General features: G+C 63.8%; 15 protein-coding genes. 11 read left to right on the top strand and 4 right to left on the bottom strand.

Features of this window, described 5'->3' with window-relative positions; all coding sequences use genetic code 11:
• The first annotated feature begins 68 nt into the window (after positions 1-68).
• From moaC to moaE, 3 genes are read left to right on the top strand one after another with little or no spacing between them, the layout of a single operon-like run.
• Positions 69-539 (top strand): cyclic pyranopterin monophosphate synthase MoaC, encoded by a 471-nt coding sequence (moaC, locus tag AC25M7_RS09015; RefSeq protein ID WP_028689781.1) that lies wholly within the window; start codon positions 69-71, stop codon positions 537-539.
• Entirely contained in the window at positions 539-784 is a 246-nt protein-coding gene (gene moaD / locus AC25M7_RS09020; protein ID WP_028689780.1) for a molybdopterin converting factor subunit 1, read from the top strand. The genes moaC and moaD overlap by 1 nt, the downstream gene beginning before the upstream one ends.
• A gap of 2 nt (positions 785-786) precedes the next feature.
• Positions 787-1,233 (top strand): molybdopterin synthase catalytic subunit MoaE, encoded by a 447-nt coding sequence (moaE, locus tag AC25M7_RS09025; protein ID WP_062364041.1) that lies wholly within the window; start codon positions 787-789, stop codon positions 1,231-1,233.
• Positions 1,234-1,392: 159 nt separating this feature from the next.
• On the opposite strand, the gene rhlB is transcribed toward moaE, so the two are convergent.
• Both rhlB and AC25M7_RS09035 read right to left on the bottom strand, forming a co-directional pair.
• The gene (gene rhlB, locus AC25M7_RS09030) at positions 1,393-2,859 is read right to left on the bottom strand and encodes an ATP-dependent RNA helicase RhlB (RefSeq protein WP_486970957.1); all 1,467 of its coding nucleotides are present in this window, start codon (positions 2,857-2,859) and stop codon (positions 1,393-1,395) included.
• A gap of 92 nt (positions 2,860-2,951) precedes the next feature.
• Entirely contained in the window at positions 2,952-3,608 is a 657-nt protein-coding gene (locus AC25M7_RS09035) for an alpha/beta hydrolase (RefSeq protein ID WP_028689777.1), read from the bottom strand.
• Between the two features lie 334 nt (positions 3,609-3,942).
• On the opposite strand from AC25M7_RS09035, the gene AC25M7_RS09040 reads away from it, so the two are divergent.
• From AC25M7_RS09040 to AC25M7_RS09055, 4 genes are all read left to right on the top strand, one after another.
• Positions 3,943-4,971, top strand: coding sequence for an amino acid ABC transporter substrate-binding protein (locus AC25M7_RS09040; protein ID WP_011535574.1), 1,029 nt, complete (start codon positions 3,943-3,945; stop codon positions 4,969-4,971).
• A gap of 67 nt (positions 4,972-5,038) precedes the next feature.
• On the top strand, positions 5,039-6,217 hold the full coding sequence (locus AC25M7_RS09045; protein ID WP_062364047.1) for an amino acid ABC transporter permease: 1,179 nt from the start codon (positions 5,039-5,041) through the stop codon (positions 6,215-6,217).
• A gap of 10 nt (positions 6,218-6,227) precedes the next feature.
• The gene (locus tag AC25M7_RS09050; protein WP_062364049.1) at positions 6,228-7,325 is read left to right on the top strand and encodes an amino acid ABC transporter permease; all 1,098 of its coding nucleotides are present in this window, start codon (positions 6,228-6,230) and stop codon (positions 7,323-7,325) included.
• A 10-nt stretch (positions 7,326-7,335) separates the two neighbouring features.
• Entirely contained in the window at positions 7,336-8,100 is a 765-nt protein-coding gene (locus AC25M7_RS09055; protein WP_028689773.1) for an amino acid ABC transporter ATP-binding protein, read from the top strand.
• Positions 8,101-8,276: 176 nt separating this feature from the next.
• On the opposite strand, the gene algW is transcribed toward AC25M7_RS09055, so the two are convergent.
• A complete protein-coding gene (gene algW / locus AC25M7_RS09060; protein ID WP_028689772.1) occupies positions 8,277-9,437 on the bottom strand; it encodes a Do family serine endopeptidase AlgW in 1,161 nt (386 codons plus the stop codon).
• A gap of 204 nt (positions 9,438-9,641) precedes the next feature.
• Here algW and AC25M7_RS09065 point away from each other — a divergent pair, with 204 nt between their 5' ends.
• The 3 genes from AC25M7_RS09065 (at position 9,642) to cysN (ending at position 13,524) form a co-directional block, all read left to right on the top strand.
• Positions 9,642-10,400, top strand: a complete 759-nt coding sequence (locus AC25M7_RS09065) for a Nif3-like dinuclear metal center hexameric protein (protein WP_028689771.1) — start codon at positions 9,642-9,644, stop codon at positions 10,398-10,400.
• A gap of 289 nt (positions 10,401-10,689) precedes the next feature.
• Positions 10,690-11,607, top strand: a complete 918-nt coding sequence (gene cysD, locus AC25M7_RS09070) for a sulfate adenylyltransferase subunit CysD (protein WP_011535568.1) — start codon at positions 10,690-10,692, stop codon at positions 11,605-11,607.
• Positions 11,608-11,622: 15 nt separating this feature from the next.
• Positions 11,623-13,524 (top strand): sulfate adenylyltransferase subunit CysN, encoded by a 1,902-nt coding sequence (gene cysN, locus AC25M7_RS09075; protein ID WP_182322101.1) that lies wholly within the window; start codon positions 11,623-11,625, stop codon positions 13,522-13,524.
• Positions 13,525-13,612: 88 nt separating this feature from the next.
• Here the strand turns inward: cysN and AC25M7_RS09080 are convergent, their stop codons facing one another.
• Positions 13,613-14,092: an Lrp/AsnC family transcriptional regulator gene (locus AC25M7_RS09080; RefSeq protein WP_028689769.1), complete on the bottom strand. Its 480-nt coding sequence runs from the start codon at positions 14,090-14,092 to the stop codon at positions 13,613-13,615.
• A 127-nt stretch (positions 14,093-14,219) separates the two neighbouring features.
• Between AC25M7_RS09080 and AC25M7_RS09085 the strand changes: the two genes are divergently transcribed.
• Positions 14,220-15,416, top strand: a complete 1,197-nt coding sequence (locus AC25M7_RS09085) for a methionine gamma-lyase (RefSeq protein WP_028689768.1) — start codon at positions 14,220-14,222, stop codon at positions 15,414-15,416.
• Positions 15,417-15,427 lie beyond the last annotated feature (11 nt).

The following is a 15,427-nucleotide window of genomic DNA, read 5'->3' on the forward strand; positions in this document are numbered from 1 at the left end:
CGATACACCCTCTGCGCAAACCTGACCTACGGGTTTACACTCTGCATTCCCTTCCCAGGAGCAGAGCAGTGCTGACTCATCTTGATTCCCAGGGGCGCGCCAACATGGTCGACGTCACTGAAAAGGCCGTGACCGCCCGCGAGGCGATTGCCGAGGCACGGGTGCGCATGTTGCCGGACACCCTGCGTATGATCGTCGATGGCCAACACCCCAAGGGCGATGTGTTCGCCGTGGCGCGCATCGCCGGCATCCAGGCGGCGAAGAAGACCAGCGACCTGATCCCGCTGTGCCATCCGCTGATGCTCACCGGCGTCAAGGTCGAGCTGGCCGCCGAAGGCGAGAACGTGGTGCATATCGTCGCCCGCTGCAAGCTGGCCGGGCAGACCGGCGTCGAGATGGAAGCCCTGACCGCCGCCAGCGTCGCCGCGCTGACGATCTACGACATGTGCAAGGCGGTGGACAAGGGCATGGTCATCGAGCAGGTGCGCCTGTTGGAGAAGACCGGCGGCAAGAGCGGCCACTACAAGGTGGAGGGGTGATGAAGGTCAAGGTCATGTATTTCGCCCGCTACCGTGAGTTGCTGGGCGTCGACGCCGAGCGCCTGGAAGGCGACTTCAAGGTGCTGGACGATGTGCGCCAGACCCTGGTGGGCAAGGGCGGGCACTACGCGGTGCTGGCCGAGCAGAACCTGATGTGCGCCCGCAACGAAGAGCTGTGCCGGCTCGATGAGCCATTGGACGAGGGTGACGAAATCGCGTTCTTCCCACCCGTGACCGGAGGTTGACCGTGGCCGTACGTGTTCAGCAGGCGGCCTTCGACCCGGGCGTCGAGGTCAACGCCATGCACGCCGCCAATGTCGGCGTGGGCGCGGTGGTCGGTTTCGTCGGCTACGTGCGCGACTTCAACGATGGCCTGGACGTGGCCGGGATGTTCCTCGAGCACTACCCGGGGATGACCGAGAAGGCCCTGGCCAAGATCGTAGTCGAGGCCGAGCAGCGCTGGCCGTTGCTCAAGGTCGAGGTGCTGCACCGCATCGGCGCCCTGGAGCCGGGCGAGCCGATCGTCTTCGTCGGTGTGGCCAGCGCGCACCGGCAGGCAGCGTTCGATGCCTGCAACTTCATCATGGATTACCTGAAGACCCGGGCGCCGTTCTGGAAGAAGGAGAACACCCAGGAGGGGCCGCGCTGGGTGGAAGGGAAGCAGAGCGACCAGGATGCGGCGGGGCGCTGGTAAATCCAGGCTCAGATCGCTTTTGTGGGAGCGGCCTTGTGTCGCGAAAGGGCCGCCTCGCGGCCCCCGGATCTGAGCATTGATGCAGATATTGCAGGGGCCGCTTTGCGGCCCTTTCGCGACACAAGGCCGCTCCTACAGGGAGGTGAGTGGCCTTGAAGATCAGTGATGCTTGCGTGGCACCGGCTTCAACAGCTCGTCCGGCGGCATCTCGCACTTGATCTTGCGCCCCAGCAGCGTCTCGATCGCCGGCAGCTGGTACGAATCGTCCTCACCGGCAAAGCTGATCGATACCCCGCTGCTGCCCGCACGACCCGTACGACCGATACGGTGCACGTAGTCATCCGGATCTTCCGGCAGGGTGAAGTTGATCACGTGGCTGATGCCGTCGATATGGATGCCGCGGCCGGCCACGTCGGTGGCCACCAGCACGCTGATGCGCCCCTCGCGGAAGTTCTCCAGGGTGCGGATGCGCTTGTGCTGCGGCACGTCGCCCGACAGCTGGGCGGCGTTGATGCCGTCGCGCACCAGTTTTTCCTCGATGCGCCGCACCTCGTCCTTGCGGTTGGCGAACACCATCACCCGTTCCCACTTGTTCTGCGTGACCAGGTTGTACAGCAGCTTGTACTTGTCGCTGCCAGCCACGGCATAGACGTGCTGCTCGACGGTCTCACTGGCCACGTTCTCCGGCTCGATCTCGACGATGGCCGGGTTGGTGGTCCACTGCTTGGCCAGGTTCATCACGTCGTCGGTGAAGGTGGCGGAGAACAGCAGGGTCTGGCGTTCGCTCTTCGGTGGGGTCTGGCGGATGATCTGGCGGACCTGGGGGATGAAGCCCATGTCGAGCATGCGGTCGGCCTCATCCAGCACCAGCACCTCGACCATGTCCAGATGCACCTCGCCGCGCTGGTTGAAGTCCAGCAGGCGGCCGGGGGTGGCCACCAGGATGTCGCAGTGGCGGGCTTCCAGCGATTTCAGTTGCTTGTCGAAGTCCATGCCGCCGACGAAGCTCATCACGTTCAGGCCACTGTACTTGGTCAGGGCCTGGGCGTCCTTGGCGATCTGCACCACCAGCTCGCGGGTCGGGGCGATGATCAGCGCCCGCGGCTCGCCCATGTAGCGCTCCTTGGGCGGTGGCACCTGCTGCAGCTGCGAGATGATCGAGATCAGAAACGCGGCAGTCTTGCCGGTGCCGGTCTGGGCCCGGCCAATGGCATCCTGGCCACGCAGGGTGTGGCCCAGGACCTGGGCCTGGATCGGTGTGCAGTAGGGGAAGTCAAGGTCGTGGATGGCGTGCATCAGCTCGTTGGAGAGCTTGAAGTCGTGGAAGCGGGTCTTGCCTTCCTGCGGCTCGACCACGAAATCCTCGGGCTTCCACAGGCTGGCCTGGGGCTTGGGCTTGCGTTCGCGGCGCGGCTTGTCCAGGGCGGGCTGTTCGGCGCGCGCCTGGTTGCCGGGTTGGGGGGCGGCCTGTGGTTTTGCCGCGGCCCTGGGCTTGGCGTGCTGGCGTGCTGGCGCCTTTTCGACAGGCGGTTGCGCGGCCGGCGCGGCCGGGGTCACGGCGACAGGCTCGGCGGCCTGCGGCGCGGCGTCTCCCTTGGCGAATATTTTCTTGAGTGCCTTGAGCACGGTCGTCTCGTCAACTGGTTAAGGAATGTACGCCGGGCAGTGTAATGCAAGAATCGGGCGCGGCGTAGTGCAATGCATGGCGGGCTACAGGGCTACTGCAACTGACGGCTCAGCCATTCGTGAATGTCGTTGAGCTCCTCGACCACCACTTCGTGCTCCATCGGGTACTCGTACCAGCGAGCGGCGACGCCCCAGGTATCGAGGTACTCGAAGGCGGTACGGCCCATCGAGGGGATCACCACCGGGTCGTGCACCCCGTGCAGGCACAGCGCCGGGGTGCGCTGCTGGCAGGCGCTCAGTTGCAGGGCGTCGGTGAAGGTCGGTGCGTAGGTGGACAGGGCGATCACCCCGCCCAGGGCTTCCTGCCACTTTATATAGGCGGTGTGCAGTACCACCGCGCCGCCCTGGGAGAAACCGGCGAGGAAGATGCGCGACAGGTTGATGCCCTTGGCCTGTTCCGCCTTGATCAGGGCAATGACCTGATCGGCCGATTCTTCCAACTGCGTTTCGTCGATGGCCCGCGCCGGGGTCATGGCCTTGATGTCGTACCAGCTGGGCATCTCGTAGCCACCGTTGATGGTCACCGGGCGGGTGGGGGCCTGGGGCATGATGAAGCGGGTGCTCAACAGGCGTTCCTGGAGAAATTCTGCCACAGGTAGGAAGTCGTAACGGTCGGCCCCCAGGCCGTGCAACCAGATCACACAGGCGTCGGCGGTTTTCTGAGGTTCGAGGATCAGCGGGTTGGTCATGACTGCTCCAAAAGAGTGCTTGCAAACTTATGTAGTGCGTAAAAAGAAGGCATTGGAGGTTAATGCCAGAAAAAGATGTCGCAACTCTACAACTTTTACTACTTGACTACCGCTTAATCGCTTAAGCCTTCGACTGTGGTACGCCCTTTGCTATGTCCTTGCCATGCGAAGAGGTGGACCGATCGCGGTAACACCCCTCGTGTGGATCGAAGGCTGTCACAGAACAGCCCATTGCGCCAATTGACCCAAAAACAAGCCAACAAGGGTCGGATGCGCCTCATAAGGGTGCGGTGCAATTCCGGCTCATACAACAAGAGCGATTTGGAGGTTGTTGATGAAGATGTTGAAAACCACCCTGGCAGTCCTGACCGCCGCCGCCGCGCTGGGCGCCACCAGCTTCGCCCAGGCCGGCGCCACCCTCGACGCGGTGAAGAAGAAGGGCTTCGTCCAGTGTGGCGTGAGCGATGGTCTTCCAGGCTTCTCCGTACCGGACGCGCAAGGCAAGATCGTCGGCATCGACGCCGATGTGTGCCGCGCCGTGGCCGCCGCGGTCTTTGGTGACGCGACCAAGGTCAAGTTCAGCCAGCTCAACGCCAAGGAGCGCTTCACCGCGCTGCAGTCCGGCGAAGTCGACGTGCTGTCGCGCAACACCACCTGGACCAGCTCGCGCGATGCCGGCATGGGCCTGGTGTTCGCCGGCGTCACCTACTACGACGGCGTCGGCTTCCTCGCCAACAAGAAACTCGGTGTCTCCAGCGCCAAGGAGCTCGACGGCGCGACCATCTGTATCCAGGCCGGTACCACCACCGAGCTGAACGTTTCCGACTACTTCCGCGCCAATGGCCTGAAGTACACCCCAATCACCTTCGACACCTCCGACGAAAGCGCCAAGTCGCTGGAATCCGGCCGTTGCGACGTGCTGACCTCGGACAAGTCGCAGCTGTTCGCCCAGCGCTCCAAGCTGGCCGCGCCGACCGAGTACGTGGTGCTGCCGGAAACCATCTCCAAGGAGCCGCTCGGCCCGGTGGTACGCAAGGGTGACGAGGAATGGTTCAGCATCGTCAAGTGGACCCTGTTCGCCATGCTCAACGCCGAAGAGGCCGGCATCACCTCGAAGAACGTCGAGGCCGAGGCCAAGTCCACCAAGAACCCTGACGTCGCCCGCCTGCTGGGCGCCGATGGCGAGTACGGCAAGGACCTCAAACTGCCCAAGGACTGGGTAGTGCAGATCGTCAAGCAAGTCGGCAACTATGGCGAAGTGTTCGAGAAGAACCTGGGCCAGAGCACCGACCTGAAGATCGACCGTGGCATGAACGCCCTGTGGAACAACGGCGGCATCCAGTACGCGCCACCGGTGCGCTGATGGTTGCACCCCGCGGCGGCATCCTGCCGCCGCGGGTCGTTCGAATCCCTTCTTTTCGGGGCACTTCATGCAAAATCAAATCGGCGCACGGAAAGGGTTTTCCCTTAGTGATCCACGTGTGCGCGCGTGGCTGTTCCAGATCCTCACGGTGGTCTTCGTGGTGGGCCTGGGCTGGTACCTTTTCCACAATACGCAGACCAACCTGCAGCACCGGGGCATCACCTCGGGCTTCGATTTCCTCGAGCGCAGCGCCGGCTTCGGCATCGCCCAGCACCTGATCCCCTACGTGGAATCGGACAGCTACGCCCGGGTGTTCGTCATCGGCCTGCTCAACACCCTGCTGGTGACCTTCATCGGCATCATCCTGGCGACACTGCTGGGCTTCATCATCGGCGTGGCGCGGCTGTCGCCGAACTGGATGATCAACAAGCTGGCGACGGTGTACGTGGAGACCTTCCGCAATATTCCGCCGCTGCTGCAGATCCTGTTCTGGTACTTCGCCGTGTTCCTGACCCTGCCGGGGCCGCGGGGCAGCATCAACATCGACGACACCTTCTTCATCAGCAACCGCGGCCTGAACATGCCCGGCGCCTCGATGGCCGAGGGTTTCTGGCCGTTCGTCATCGCGCTGGCGCTGGCGATCGTCGCCATCGTGGTGATGGTGCGCTTTGCCAACAAGCGTTTCGATGAAACTGGCGAGCCGTTCCACAAGTTCTGGGTCGGCCTGCTGCTGTTCATCGGCATCCCCGGCGTGTGCGCGCTGCTGTTCGGCAGCCCGGTGCACTGGGAAATGCCGCAGCTCAAGGGCTTCAACTTCGTCGGTGGCTGGGTGCTGATCCCCGAGCTGCTGGCGCTGACCTTGGCGCTGACTATCTACACTGCGGCGTTCATCGCCGAAATTGTGCGTTCCGGTATCCGTTCGGTCAGCCATGGCCAGACCGAGGCGGCCCGCTCGCTGGGCCTGCGCGAAGGCCCGACGCTGCGCAAGGTGATCATTCCCCAGGCGTTGCGGGTGATCATTCCGCCGCTGACCAGCCAGTACCTGAACCTGGCGAAGAACTCGTCGCTGGCCGCCGGTATCGGCTACCCGGAGATGGTCTCGCTGTTCGCCGGTACCGTGCTCAACCAGACCGGCCAGGCCATCGAGGTGATCGCCATCACCATGAGCGTCTATCTCGCCATCAGCATCAGCATTTCGCTGTTGATGAACTGGTACAACAAGCGCATTGCGCTGATCGAACGGTGAGGGTACATCCGTGACAGCCCATGTTTTCAAACCCGACATGCCGCCACCGGTGAAGAGCGTTGGCGTGCTCGCCTGGATGCGGTCCAACCTGTTCTCCAGCTGGCTCAACACCCTGCTGACATTGTTCGCCCTGTACCTGGTCTGGCTGATCGTGCCACCGCTGGTGCAGTGGGCGTTCATCGACGCCAACTGGGTCGGTACCACCCGCGCCGACTGCACCAAGGAAGGCGCCTGCTGGGTGTTCATCCAGCAGCGCTTCGGCCAGTTCATGTACGGCTACTACCCGGCGGAACTGCGCTGGCGCGTCGACCTGACCGTGTGGCTCGCCGTGCTCGGTGCCGCGCCCTTGTTCATCAAGCGCTTCCCGCGCAAGGCGGTGTACGGCCTGGGCTTCCTGGTGCTGTACCCGATCCTCGCCTACCTCCTGTTGCACGGCGGCGCGCTGGGCCTGGACACGGTGCCCACCAGCCAATGGGGCGGCCTGATGCTGACCCTGGTGATCGCCACGGTCGGTATCGTCGGCGCCTTGCCGCTGGGTATCCTGCTGGCGCTGGGGCGGCGCTCGAACATGCCGGCGGTGAAGGTGGTCTGCGTGACCTTCATCGAGTTCTGGCGTGGCGTGCCGCTGATCACCGTGCTGTTCATGTCGTCGGTGATGCTGCCGCTGTTCCTGCCCGAGGGCATGAGCTTCGACAAGCTGCTGCGGGCGATGATCGGCGTGATCCTGTTCCAGTCGGCGTACATCGCCGAGGTGGTGCGTGGCGGGCTGCAGGCCATCCCCAAGGGCCAGTACGAGGCCGCCGCGGCCATGGGCCTGGGCTACTGGCGGGCGATGGGACTGGTGATCCTGCCCCAGGCGCTCAAGCTGGTGATCCCCGGCATCGTCAACACCTTCATCGCCCTGTTCAAGGACACCAGCCTGGTGATCATCATCGGCCTGTTCGACCTGCTCAACAGCGTCAAGCAGGCGGCGGCTGATCCTGCCTGGCTGGGCATGGCCACCGAGGGCTACGTGTTCGCCGCCCTGGTGTTCTGGATTTTCTGTTTCGGTATGTCCCGCTACTCCATGCACCTGGAGCGCAAGCTGGACACTGGCCACAAGCGTTAGGAGTTTCGAAATGAGTGAAGCGATCAAGCAGCCTGCCGGCCCCGAAGGCATCATCCAGATGCAAGGCGTGAACAAGTGGTACGGCCAGTTCCATGTGCTCAAGGACATCAACCTGAACGTGCGCCAGGGCGAGCGCATCGTGCTGTGCGGGCCGTCCGGCTCGGGCAAGTCGACCACCATCCGTTGCCTCAACCGCCTGGAGGAGCACCAGCAGGGGCGCATCGTCGTCGACGGCGTGGAGCTGACCAACGACCTCAAGCAGATCGAGGCGATCCGCCGCGAGGTGGGCATGGTGTTCCAGCACTTCAACCTGTTCCCGCACCTGACCATCCTGGAGAACTGCACCCTGGCGCCGATGTGGGTGCGCAAGATGCCGCGGCGCAAGGCCGAGGAAATCGCCATGCACTTCCTCGAGCGCGTGCGCATTCCGGAGCAGGCGCACAAGTACCCGGGGCAGTTGTCCGGTGGTCAGCAGCAGCGGGTGGCGATTGCCCGGGCGCTGTGCATGAAGCCGAAGATCATGCTGTTCGACGAGCCGACCTCGGCGCTGGACCCGGAGATGGTCAAGGAGGTGCTCGACACCATGGTCAGCCTGGCTGAAGACGGCATGACCATGCTCTGCGTGACCCACGAAATGGGCTTTGCCCGCACCGTGGCGAACCGGGTGATCTTCATGGACAAGGGGGAGATCGTCGAGCAGGCGGCGCCGGATGACTTCTTCGACCGGCCGCGCAGTGATCGGACCAAGCTGTTCCTGAGCCAGATCCTGCATTGATGCAATCGGGGCCGCCCCACGGGGCGGCTGACGCGGTCCCTGTAGGAGCGGCCTTGCGTCGCGATGGGCCGCGTAGCGGCCCCGGGGACATGTGCTGCGAAGCTGAAAACCTGGGGCCGCTTACGCGCCCCATCGCGACGCAAGGCCGTTCCTACAGGGATCGCGCATGTGTTGGTTTACTTCTCTTCCTTCGGGGCCACCGGCGCCGGCGGCGGCCGTAGTCCCACTTCGGCGACCAGCTTGAGCTGCTGCCCATTGCGCACCACCTCGATGGTGATCTTCTCGTTGGGCTTGATCCTTGCCACCTGGTTCATCGACTTGCGCCCGTCACCGGCCGGTTCGCCGTTGATGCTCAAGATCACGTCACCCAGTTGCAGCCCCGCGCGCGCCGCCGGGCCATCGCGGAAGATACCTGCCACGACAATGCCCGGGCGGCCCTGCATGCCGAACGACTCAGCCAGCTCCTGGCTCAGCGGCTGCACTTCGATGCCCAGCCAGCCACGGATCACCTGGCCGTGCTCGACGATCGACTTCATCACCTCCAGTGCCAGCTTGACCGGAATGGCGAAGCCTATGCCCTGGGATCCGCCGGACTTGGAGAAGATCGCCGTGTTGATACCCACCAGGTTACCGTTGGCATCCACCAGCGCGCCGCCGGAGTTGCCCGGGTTGATCGCAGCGTCAGTCTGGATGAAGTCTTCGTAGTTGTTCAGGCCCAGCTGGTTGCGGCCTGTGGCGCTGATGATACCCATGGTCACGGTCTGGCCGACGCCGAACGGGTTGCCGATGGCCAGGGTCACGTCACCGATGTGGATATTGTCGGAGCGGCCGATGGTGATCGCCGGCAGGCTGTTGAGGTCGATCTTGAGCACCGCCAGGTCGGTTTCCGGATCGCTGCCAATCACCCGGGCGAGGGTCTCGCGGCCGTCCTTGAGGGCCACCACGATCTGGTCGGCACCGCTGGTGACATGGTTGTTGGTCAGCAGGTAGCCTTCCGGGCTCATGATCACCGCCGAGCCCAGGCTCGACTCCCAGCGCCGCTGCTTGGGCAGGTTGTCGCCGAAGAACCGGCGGAATTGCGGGTCTTCGAACAGCGGGTGGGCGCTCTTGTTCACCACCTTGGTGGTGTACAGGTTGACCACCGCCGGCGCGGCCAGGGTCACGGCATCGGCGTAGGACACCGGACCCTGCATGATTTTCGTGGTTTGCGGGGCCTGCTGCAGGTTGACGTCCTGGCTGGGCAGGCCGACCCATTGCGGGAAGCGCTGGATGATCAGGATGGCGATCAGCACACCGGTGAGCAGGGGCCAGCCGAAGTAACGCAGAGCCTTGAACATGAATGAATCCTGGAGTAGGGCGGGGGCCATGTCAGTTCGGCCCGGGGCGAGCGCGCGCGATCATACACGTGAACACAACGATCAGCGATGGCCGGAATCCCCAGGCGATTGTCGCCGGTTCCCCCGAAACCGGCGACGGCCCATAATGGCGGCCATTATAGGGCCTCGCGCCCTGTCGCAACGCCGAATTCGAGGAGATTTTTCATGGCCGTCGCCCTCAATACACTGGTCGAGGAAGCCGAGCGCTACCTGGGCAGCGCGAAGATCCAGGACTACTGCCCCAATGGCCTGCAGGTCGAGGGTCGCCCCCAGGTCAGCCGTATCGTCAGCGGCGTCACCGCCAGCCAGGCGCTGCTGGACGCGGCGGTCGAGGCCGAGGCAGACCTGGTGCTGGTACACCATGGCTACTTCTGGAAGGGCGAGAACCCGTGCATCACCGGGATCAAGCAGCGGCGCCTGAAGACCCTGCTCAAGCACGATATCAGCCTGCTGGCCTTCCACCTGCCGCTGGACGTGCACCCGGAAGTGGGCAACAACGTGCAGCTGGCGCGCCAGCTCGACATTACCGTCGAAGGCCCTCTGGACCCGAACAATCCCAAGGTGGTCGGCCTGGTCGGGTCGCTGGCGGAACCGGTGTCGGCGCGGGACTTCGCCCGTCGGGTGCGCGAGGCGCTGGGGCGTGAGCCGTTGGTCGTCGAGGGTGAGCAGATGATCCGCCGAGTCGGCTGGTGCACCGGCGGCGGGCAAGGCTACATCGACACCGCCATCGCCGCCGGGGTCGACTTGTTCATCAGTGGCGAGGCGTCCGAGCAGACGTTCCACAGTGCCCGCGAGAACGGCGTGAGCTTCATCGCCGCCGGCCATCACGCCACCGAGCGCTATGGCGTGCAGGCGTTGGGGGATTACCTGGCGCGACGGTTCGCGGTCGAGCACCTGTTCATCGATTGCCCGAATCCGATCTGACGGCCAGCAGCAAGAATGCGGTTTCCTGTGGGAGCGGCCTTGTGTCGCGAAAGGGCCGCAAAGCGGCCCCAAGATTTATGCGCCAACGCAGAAATTCTGGGTCTGCTAAGCAGCCCTTTCGCGACACAAGGCCGCGCCTACAGGGACCTCGCATGGCCCAAACCCCCAGTCATATCGTTAGATTGTTTCGATCTAGGCAGCCTCCTAAATAGAATCAGGTGCTGTGATAAAGTGGCTCGCTCGAACACGGCCCGCAGGCCGTCCATAAGATCGTTTTTCGTGAGTAGCCATGGTCGACAATCTGACGCACTTGAAACAGCTGGAGGCGGAGAGCATCCACATCATCCGCGAGGTGGCCGCCGAGTTCGACAACCCGGTGATGCTGTACTCGATCGGCAAGGATTCCGCGGTCATGCTGCACCTGGCGCGCAAGGCGTTCTTCCCGGGCAAGCTGCCGTTCCCGGTGATGCACGTCGACACCCAGTGGAAGTTCCAGGAGATGTACCGCTTCCGCGACAAGATGGTCGAAGAGATGGGCCTGGAGCTGATCACCCACGTCAACCCCGAGGGTGTGGCGCAGGGCATCAACCCGTTCACCCATGGCAGCTCCAAGCACACCGACATCATGAAGACCCAGGGCCTGAAGCAGGCGCTGGACAAGCATGGTTTCGACGCCGCCTTCGGTGGCGCGCGCCGCGACGAAGAGAAGTCGCGGGCCAAGGAGCGCGTCTACTCGTTCCGTGACAGCAAGCACCGCTGGGACCCGAAGAACCAGCGCCCGGAGCTGTGGAACATCTACAATGGCAAGGTCAACAAGGGTGAGTCGATCCGCGTGTTCCCGCTGTCGAACTGGACCGAGTTGGACATCTGGCAGTACATCTACCTCGAAGGCATCCCGATCGTGCCGCTGTACTTCGCCGCCGAGCGTGAAGTGATCGAGAAGAACGGCACCCTGATCATGATCGACGACGAGCGCATCCTCGAGCACCTGAGCGACGAGGAGAAGGCGCGCATCGTCAAGAAGAAAGTGCGTTTCCGTACCCTGGGCTGCTACCCGCTGACGGGCGCGGTCGAGTCTGAAGCCGAGACCCTGACGGACATCATCCAGGAAATGCTCCTGACCCGAACGTCCGAGCGCCAGGGCCGTGTCATCGACCACGATGGCGCCGGTTCCATGGAAGACAAAAAACGCCAAGGCTACTTCTAATTTCAGGGTTTCCTCATGTCGCACCAATCCGAACTGATCAGCGAGGACATCCTCGCTTACCTGGCCCAGCACGAGCGTAAAGAGCTGCTGCGCTTTTTGACCTGCGGTAACGTGGACGACGGCAAGAGCACCCTGATCGGGCGCCTGCTGCACGACTCGAAGATGATCTACGAGGACCACCTCGAGGCCATTACCCGCGACTCGAAAAAATCCGGCACCACCGGTGAGGAAGTCGACCTGGCGCTGCTGGTGGACGGCCTGCAGGCCGAGCGCGAGCAGGGCATCACCATCGATGTCGCCTACCGCTACTTCTCCACCGCCAAGCGCAAGTTCATCATTGCCGACACCCCGGGCCACGAGCAGTACACCCGCAACATGGCCACTGGCGCGTCCACCTGCGACCTGGCGATTATCCTGGTCGATGCCCGCTACGGCGTGCAGACCCAGACCCGCCGACACAGCTACATCGCCTCGTTGCTGGGCATCAAGCACATCGTCGTCGCGGTCAACAAGATGGACCTCAAGGGCTTCGACGAGCAGGTCTTCGAGTCGATCAAGGCCGACTACCTGAAGTTCGCCGAGGGCATCAACCTCAAGCCGAGCAGCCTGCACTTCGTGCCGATGTCGGCGCTCAAGGGCGACAACGTGGTCAACCGCAGCGAGCGTTCGCCCTGGTACACGGGCCCGGCGCTGATGGAGATCCTCGAGACCGTCGAGATCGCCGCCGACCGCAACGTCACCGACCTGCGTTTCCCGGTGCAGTACGTCAACCGTCCGAACCTGAACTTCCGTGGCTTCGCCGGTACCATCGCCGGTGGCGTGGTGCACAAGGGTGACGAGATCGTCGTGCTGCCGTCGGGCAAGAGCAGCCGGGTCAAGTCCATCGTCACCTATGAAGGCGAGTTGGAGAACGCCGGCCCCGGCCAGGCCGTGACCCTGACCATGGAAGACGAGATCGACATCTCCCGTGGCGACCTGCTGGTGCATGCCGATAACGTACCGCCGGTCACCGACCAGTTCGATGCCATGCTGGTTTGGATGGCCGAGGAGCCAATGCTCCCGGGCAAGAAGTACGACATCAAGCGCGCCACCAGCTACGTGCCGGGCTCGATTGCCAGCATCACCCACAAGGTCGATGTGAACACTTTGGAGCAGGGTGCCGCCAGCGCGCTGCAGCTCAACGAGATCGGCCGGGTCAAGGTCGCGCTGGACAGCGCCATCGCCCTGGACGGCTACGAGAGCAACCGCACCACCGGCGCGTTCATCGTCATCGATCGCCTGACCAACGGCACGGTCGGTGCCGGCATGATCATCGCCCCGCCGGTACTGCCGCACGGCAGCACCGGCCAGCACGGCAAGCTGGCCCATGTGTCCACCGAGGAGCGCGCCCTGCGCTTCGGCCAGCAGCCGGCCACCGTGCTGTTCAGCGGCCTGTCCGGCGCCGGCAAGAGCACCCTGGCCTATGCCGTGGAGCGCAAGCTGTTCGACATGGGCCGCGCGGTCTATGTGCTCGATGGCCAGAACCTGCGCCACGACCTGAACAAGGGCCTGCCGCAGGACCGCGCCGGCCGCACCGAGAACTGGCGCCGCGCCGCCCATGTGGCGCGCCAGTTCAACGAAGCCGGCCTGCTGACCCTGGCAGCGTTCGTTGCCCCGGATGCCGAAGGCCGCGAGCAGGCCAGGGCGCTGATCGGCAAGGAGCGTCTGGTCACCGTCTATGTGCAGGCGTCGCCGCTGGTGTGCCGTGAGCGTGATCCGCAAGGGCTGTACGCGGCCGGTGGCGACAACATTCCGGGCGAGAGCTTCCCGTTCGACGTGCCGCTGGATGCGGACCTGGTGATCGACACCCAGTCGGTCAGTGTCGATGAAGGTGTGAAGCTGGTGCTGGATGTGCTGCGTCAGCGTGGTGCGATCTGAGTAACCGTGTGATCTGAGAAACCCCGCTTCGGCGGGGTTTTTTGTTTGCTTCGGGAGAGCTGGGGCTGCACAGCAGCCCCCGGCATTGCTAGATATGTTTCTCGGAAACGGGAATCACCCGCCGTTCCTTCACCGCCTTGTACGAAAAGCTCGAATAGATCTCCTTCACCCCCGGCAACCGTTGCAGCACCTCCCGGGTGAACTCGCCAAACGACTCCAGGTCCCGCGCCAGGATCTCCAGCAAAAAGTCATAGCGCCCGGAGATGTTGTGGCAGGCGACGATCTCGGGAATTTCCATCAGCCGCTGCTCGAACGCCAGGGCCATCTCCTTGGTGTGCGAGTCCATCATGATGCTGACGAACGCGGTCACTCCGAAGCCCAGCGACTTGGGCGAAAGAATGGCCTGGTAGCCGGTGATGTAGCCGTTGTCCTCCAGCAGCTTGACCCGGCGCCAGCAGGGCGAAGTGGTCAGGGCAACCTGGTCGGCGAGTTCGGAAACGGTCAGGCGGGCGTTGTCCTGCAGGGCGGCGAGCAGGGCGCGGTCGGTACGGTCGAGAGCTGAAGGCATATCTTGCCCTCCTGATTCTATTTTTGTTGTTTTTCTTTCAAAACTTGCGCAATTGCGTGGGCAAGTTTGGAAAAAGCGCAGCAGCTTGGTGGCATAAGCTTATAACAAACCACAAGAGGCTGTTGCCATGCGCGACTCCAACAAAAACACCGGTTTCTCCACGCGGGCCATCCACCATGGCTATGACCCGCTGTCCCACGGCGGCGCCCTGGTGCCGCCGGTGTACCAGACCGCCACCTATGCCTTCCCCACCGTCGAGTACGGCGCCGCCTGCTTCGCGGGCGAGGAACCGGGGCATTTCTATAGCCGAATTTCCAATCCGACCCTGGCCCTGCTGGAGCAGCGCATGGCGTCCCTGGAAGGGGGCGAGGCCGGGCTGGCGCTGGCCTCCGGGATGGGCGCCATCACCGCCACGCTATGGACGCTGCTACGTCCGGGTGACGAGCTGATCGTTGGCAGTACCCTGTACGGCTGCACCTTCGCCTACCTGCACCACGGTATCGGCGAGTTCGGCGTGAAGATCCGCCATGTCGACCTCAACGACATCCCGGCACTGCGGGCCGCGATCACCTCGAAGACGCGGATGATCTATTTCGAGACCCCGGCAAACCCCAACATGCAGCTGGTGGACATTGCCGCGGTGGTCGATGCCGCCCGGGGCCACGACCTGAGCATCGTGGTCGACAACACCTACTGCACGCCTTACCTGCAACGCCCGCTGGAACTGGGCGTGGACCTGGTGGTGCATTCGGCCACCAAGTACCTGTCCGGGCATGGCGACATCACCGCCGGGCTGGTGGTCGGGCGCAAGGCACTGGTCGACCGTATCCGCCTGGAAGGGCTCAAGGACATGACCGGCGCGGTGCTGTCGCCCCATGACGCAGCGCTGCTGATGCGCGGCCTCAAGACCCTGGCCCTGCGCATGGACCGTCACTGCGCCAATGCCCAGCAGGTGGCCGAGTTCCTCGCCGAACAATCACAGGTCGAGCTGCTGCACTACCCAGGCCTGCCGTCCTTTGCGCAGTACGCGCTGGCCCAGCGGCAGATGCGCCTGCCGGGCGGCATGATCGCCTTCGAGCTCAAGGGCGGGATCGAGGCCGGTCGTCGCTTCATGAACGCCCTGCAGCTGTTCAGCCGCGCGGTGAGCCTGGGCGATGCCGAGTCGCTGGCCCAGCACCCGGCGAGCATGACCCACTCCAGCTATACCCAGCAGGAGCGTGCCGAGCATGGCATCTCGGAAGGGCTGGTGCGCTTGTCGGTGGGGCTGGAGGACATCGACGACCTGCTCGCCGACATTGCCCAGGCCTTGAAGGCCTGCGCCTGAACCGCCACGGA

It is taken from the genome of Pseudomonas sp. P106(2024) (genome assembly GCF_057480815.1).

Bases quoted from the DNA above. Each gene is read 5' to 3' on its own strand.
- moaD (WP_028689780.1), top strand. From the start codon at position 539: ATGAAGGTCAAGGTCATGTATTTCGCCCGCTACCGTGAGTTGCTGGGC.
- AC25M7_RS09035 (WP_028689777.1), bottom strand. From the start codon at position 3,608: ATGACCAACCCGCTGATCCTCGAACCTCAGAAAACCGCCGACGCCTGT.
- AC25M7_RS09040 (WP_011535574.1), top strand. From the start codon at position 3,943: ATGAAGATGTTGAAAACCACCCTGGCAGTCCTGACCGCCGCCGCCGCG.
- AC25M7_RS09045 (WP_062364047.1), top strand. From the start codon at position 5,039: ATGCAAAATCAAATCGGCGCACGGAAAGGGTTTTCCCTTAGTGATCCA.
- AC25M7_RS09055 (WP_028689773.1), top strand. From the start codon at position 7,336: ATGAGTGAAGCGATCAAGCAGCCTGCCGGCCCCGAAGGCATCATCCAG.
- algW (WP_028689772.1), bottom strand. From the start codon at position 9,437: ATGTTCAAGGCTCTGCGTTACTTCGGCTGGCCCCTGCTCACCGGTGTG.
- AC25M7_RS09065 (WP_028689771.1), top strand. From the start codon at position 9,642: ATGGCCGTCGCCCTCAATACACTGGTCGAGGAAGCCGAGCGCTACCTG.
- cysD (WP_011535568.1), top strand. From the start codon at position 10,690: ATGGTCGACAATCTGACGCACTTGAAACAGCTGGAGGCGGAGAGCATC.
- cysN (WP_182322101.1), top strand. From the start codon at position 11,623: ATGTCGCACCAATCCGAACTGATCAGCGAGGACATCCTCGCTTACCTG.
- AC25M7_RS09080 (WP_028689769.1), bottom strand. From the start codon at position 14,092: ATGCCTTCAGCTCTCGACCGTACCGACCGCGCCCTGCTCGCCGCCCTG.
- AC25M7_RS09085 (WP_028689768.1), top strand. From the start codon at position 14,220: ATGCGCGACTCCAACAAAAACACCGGTTTCTCCACGCGGGCCATCCAC.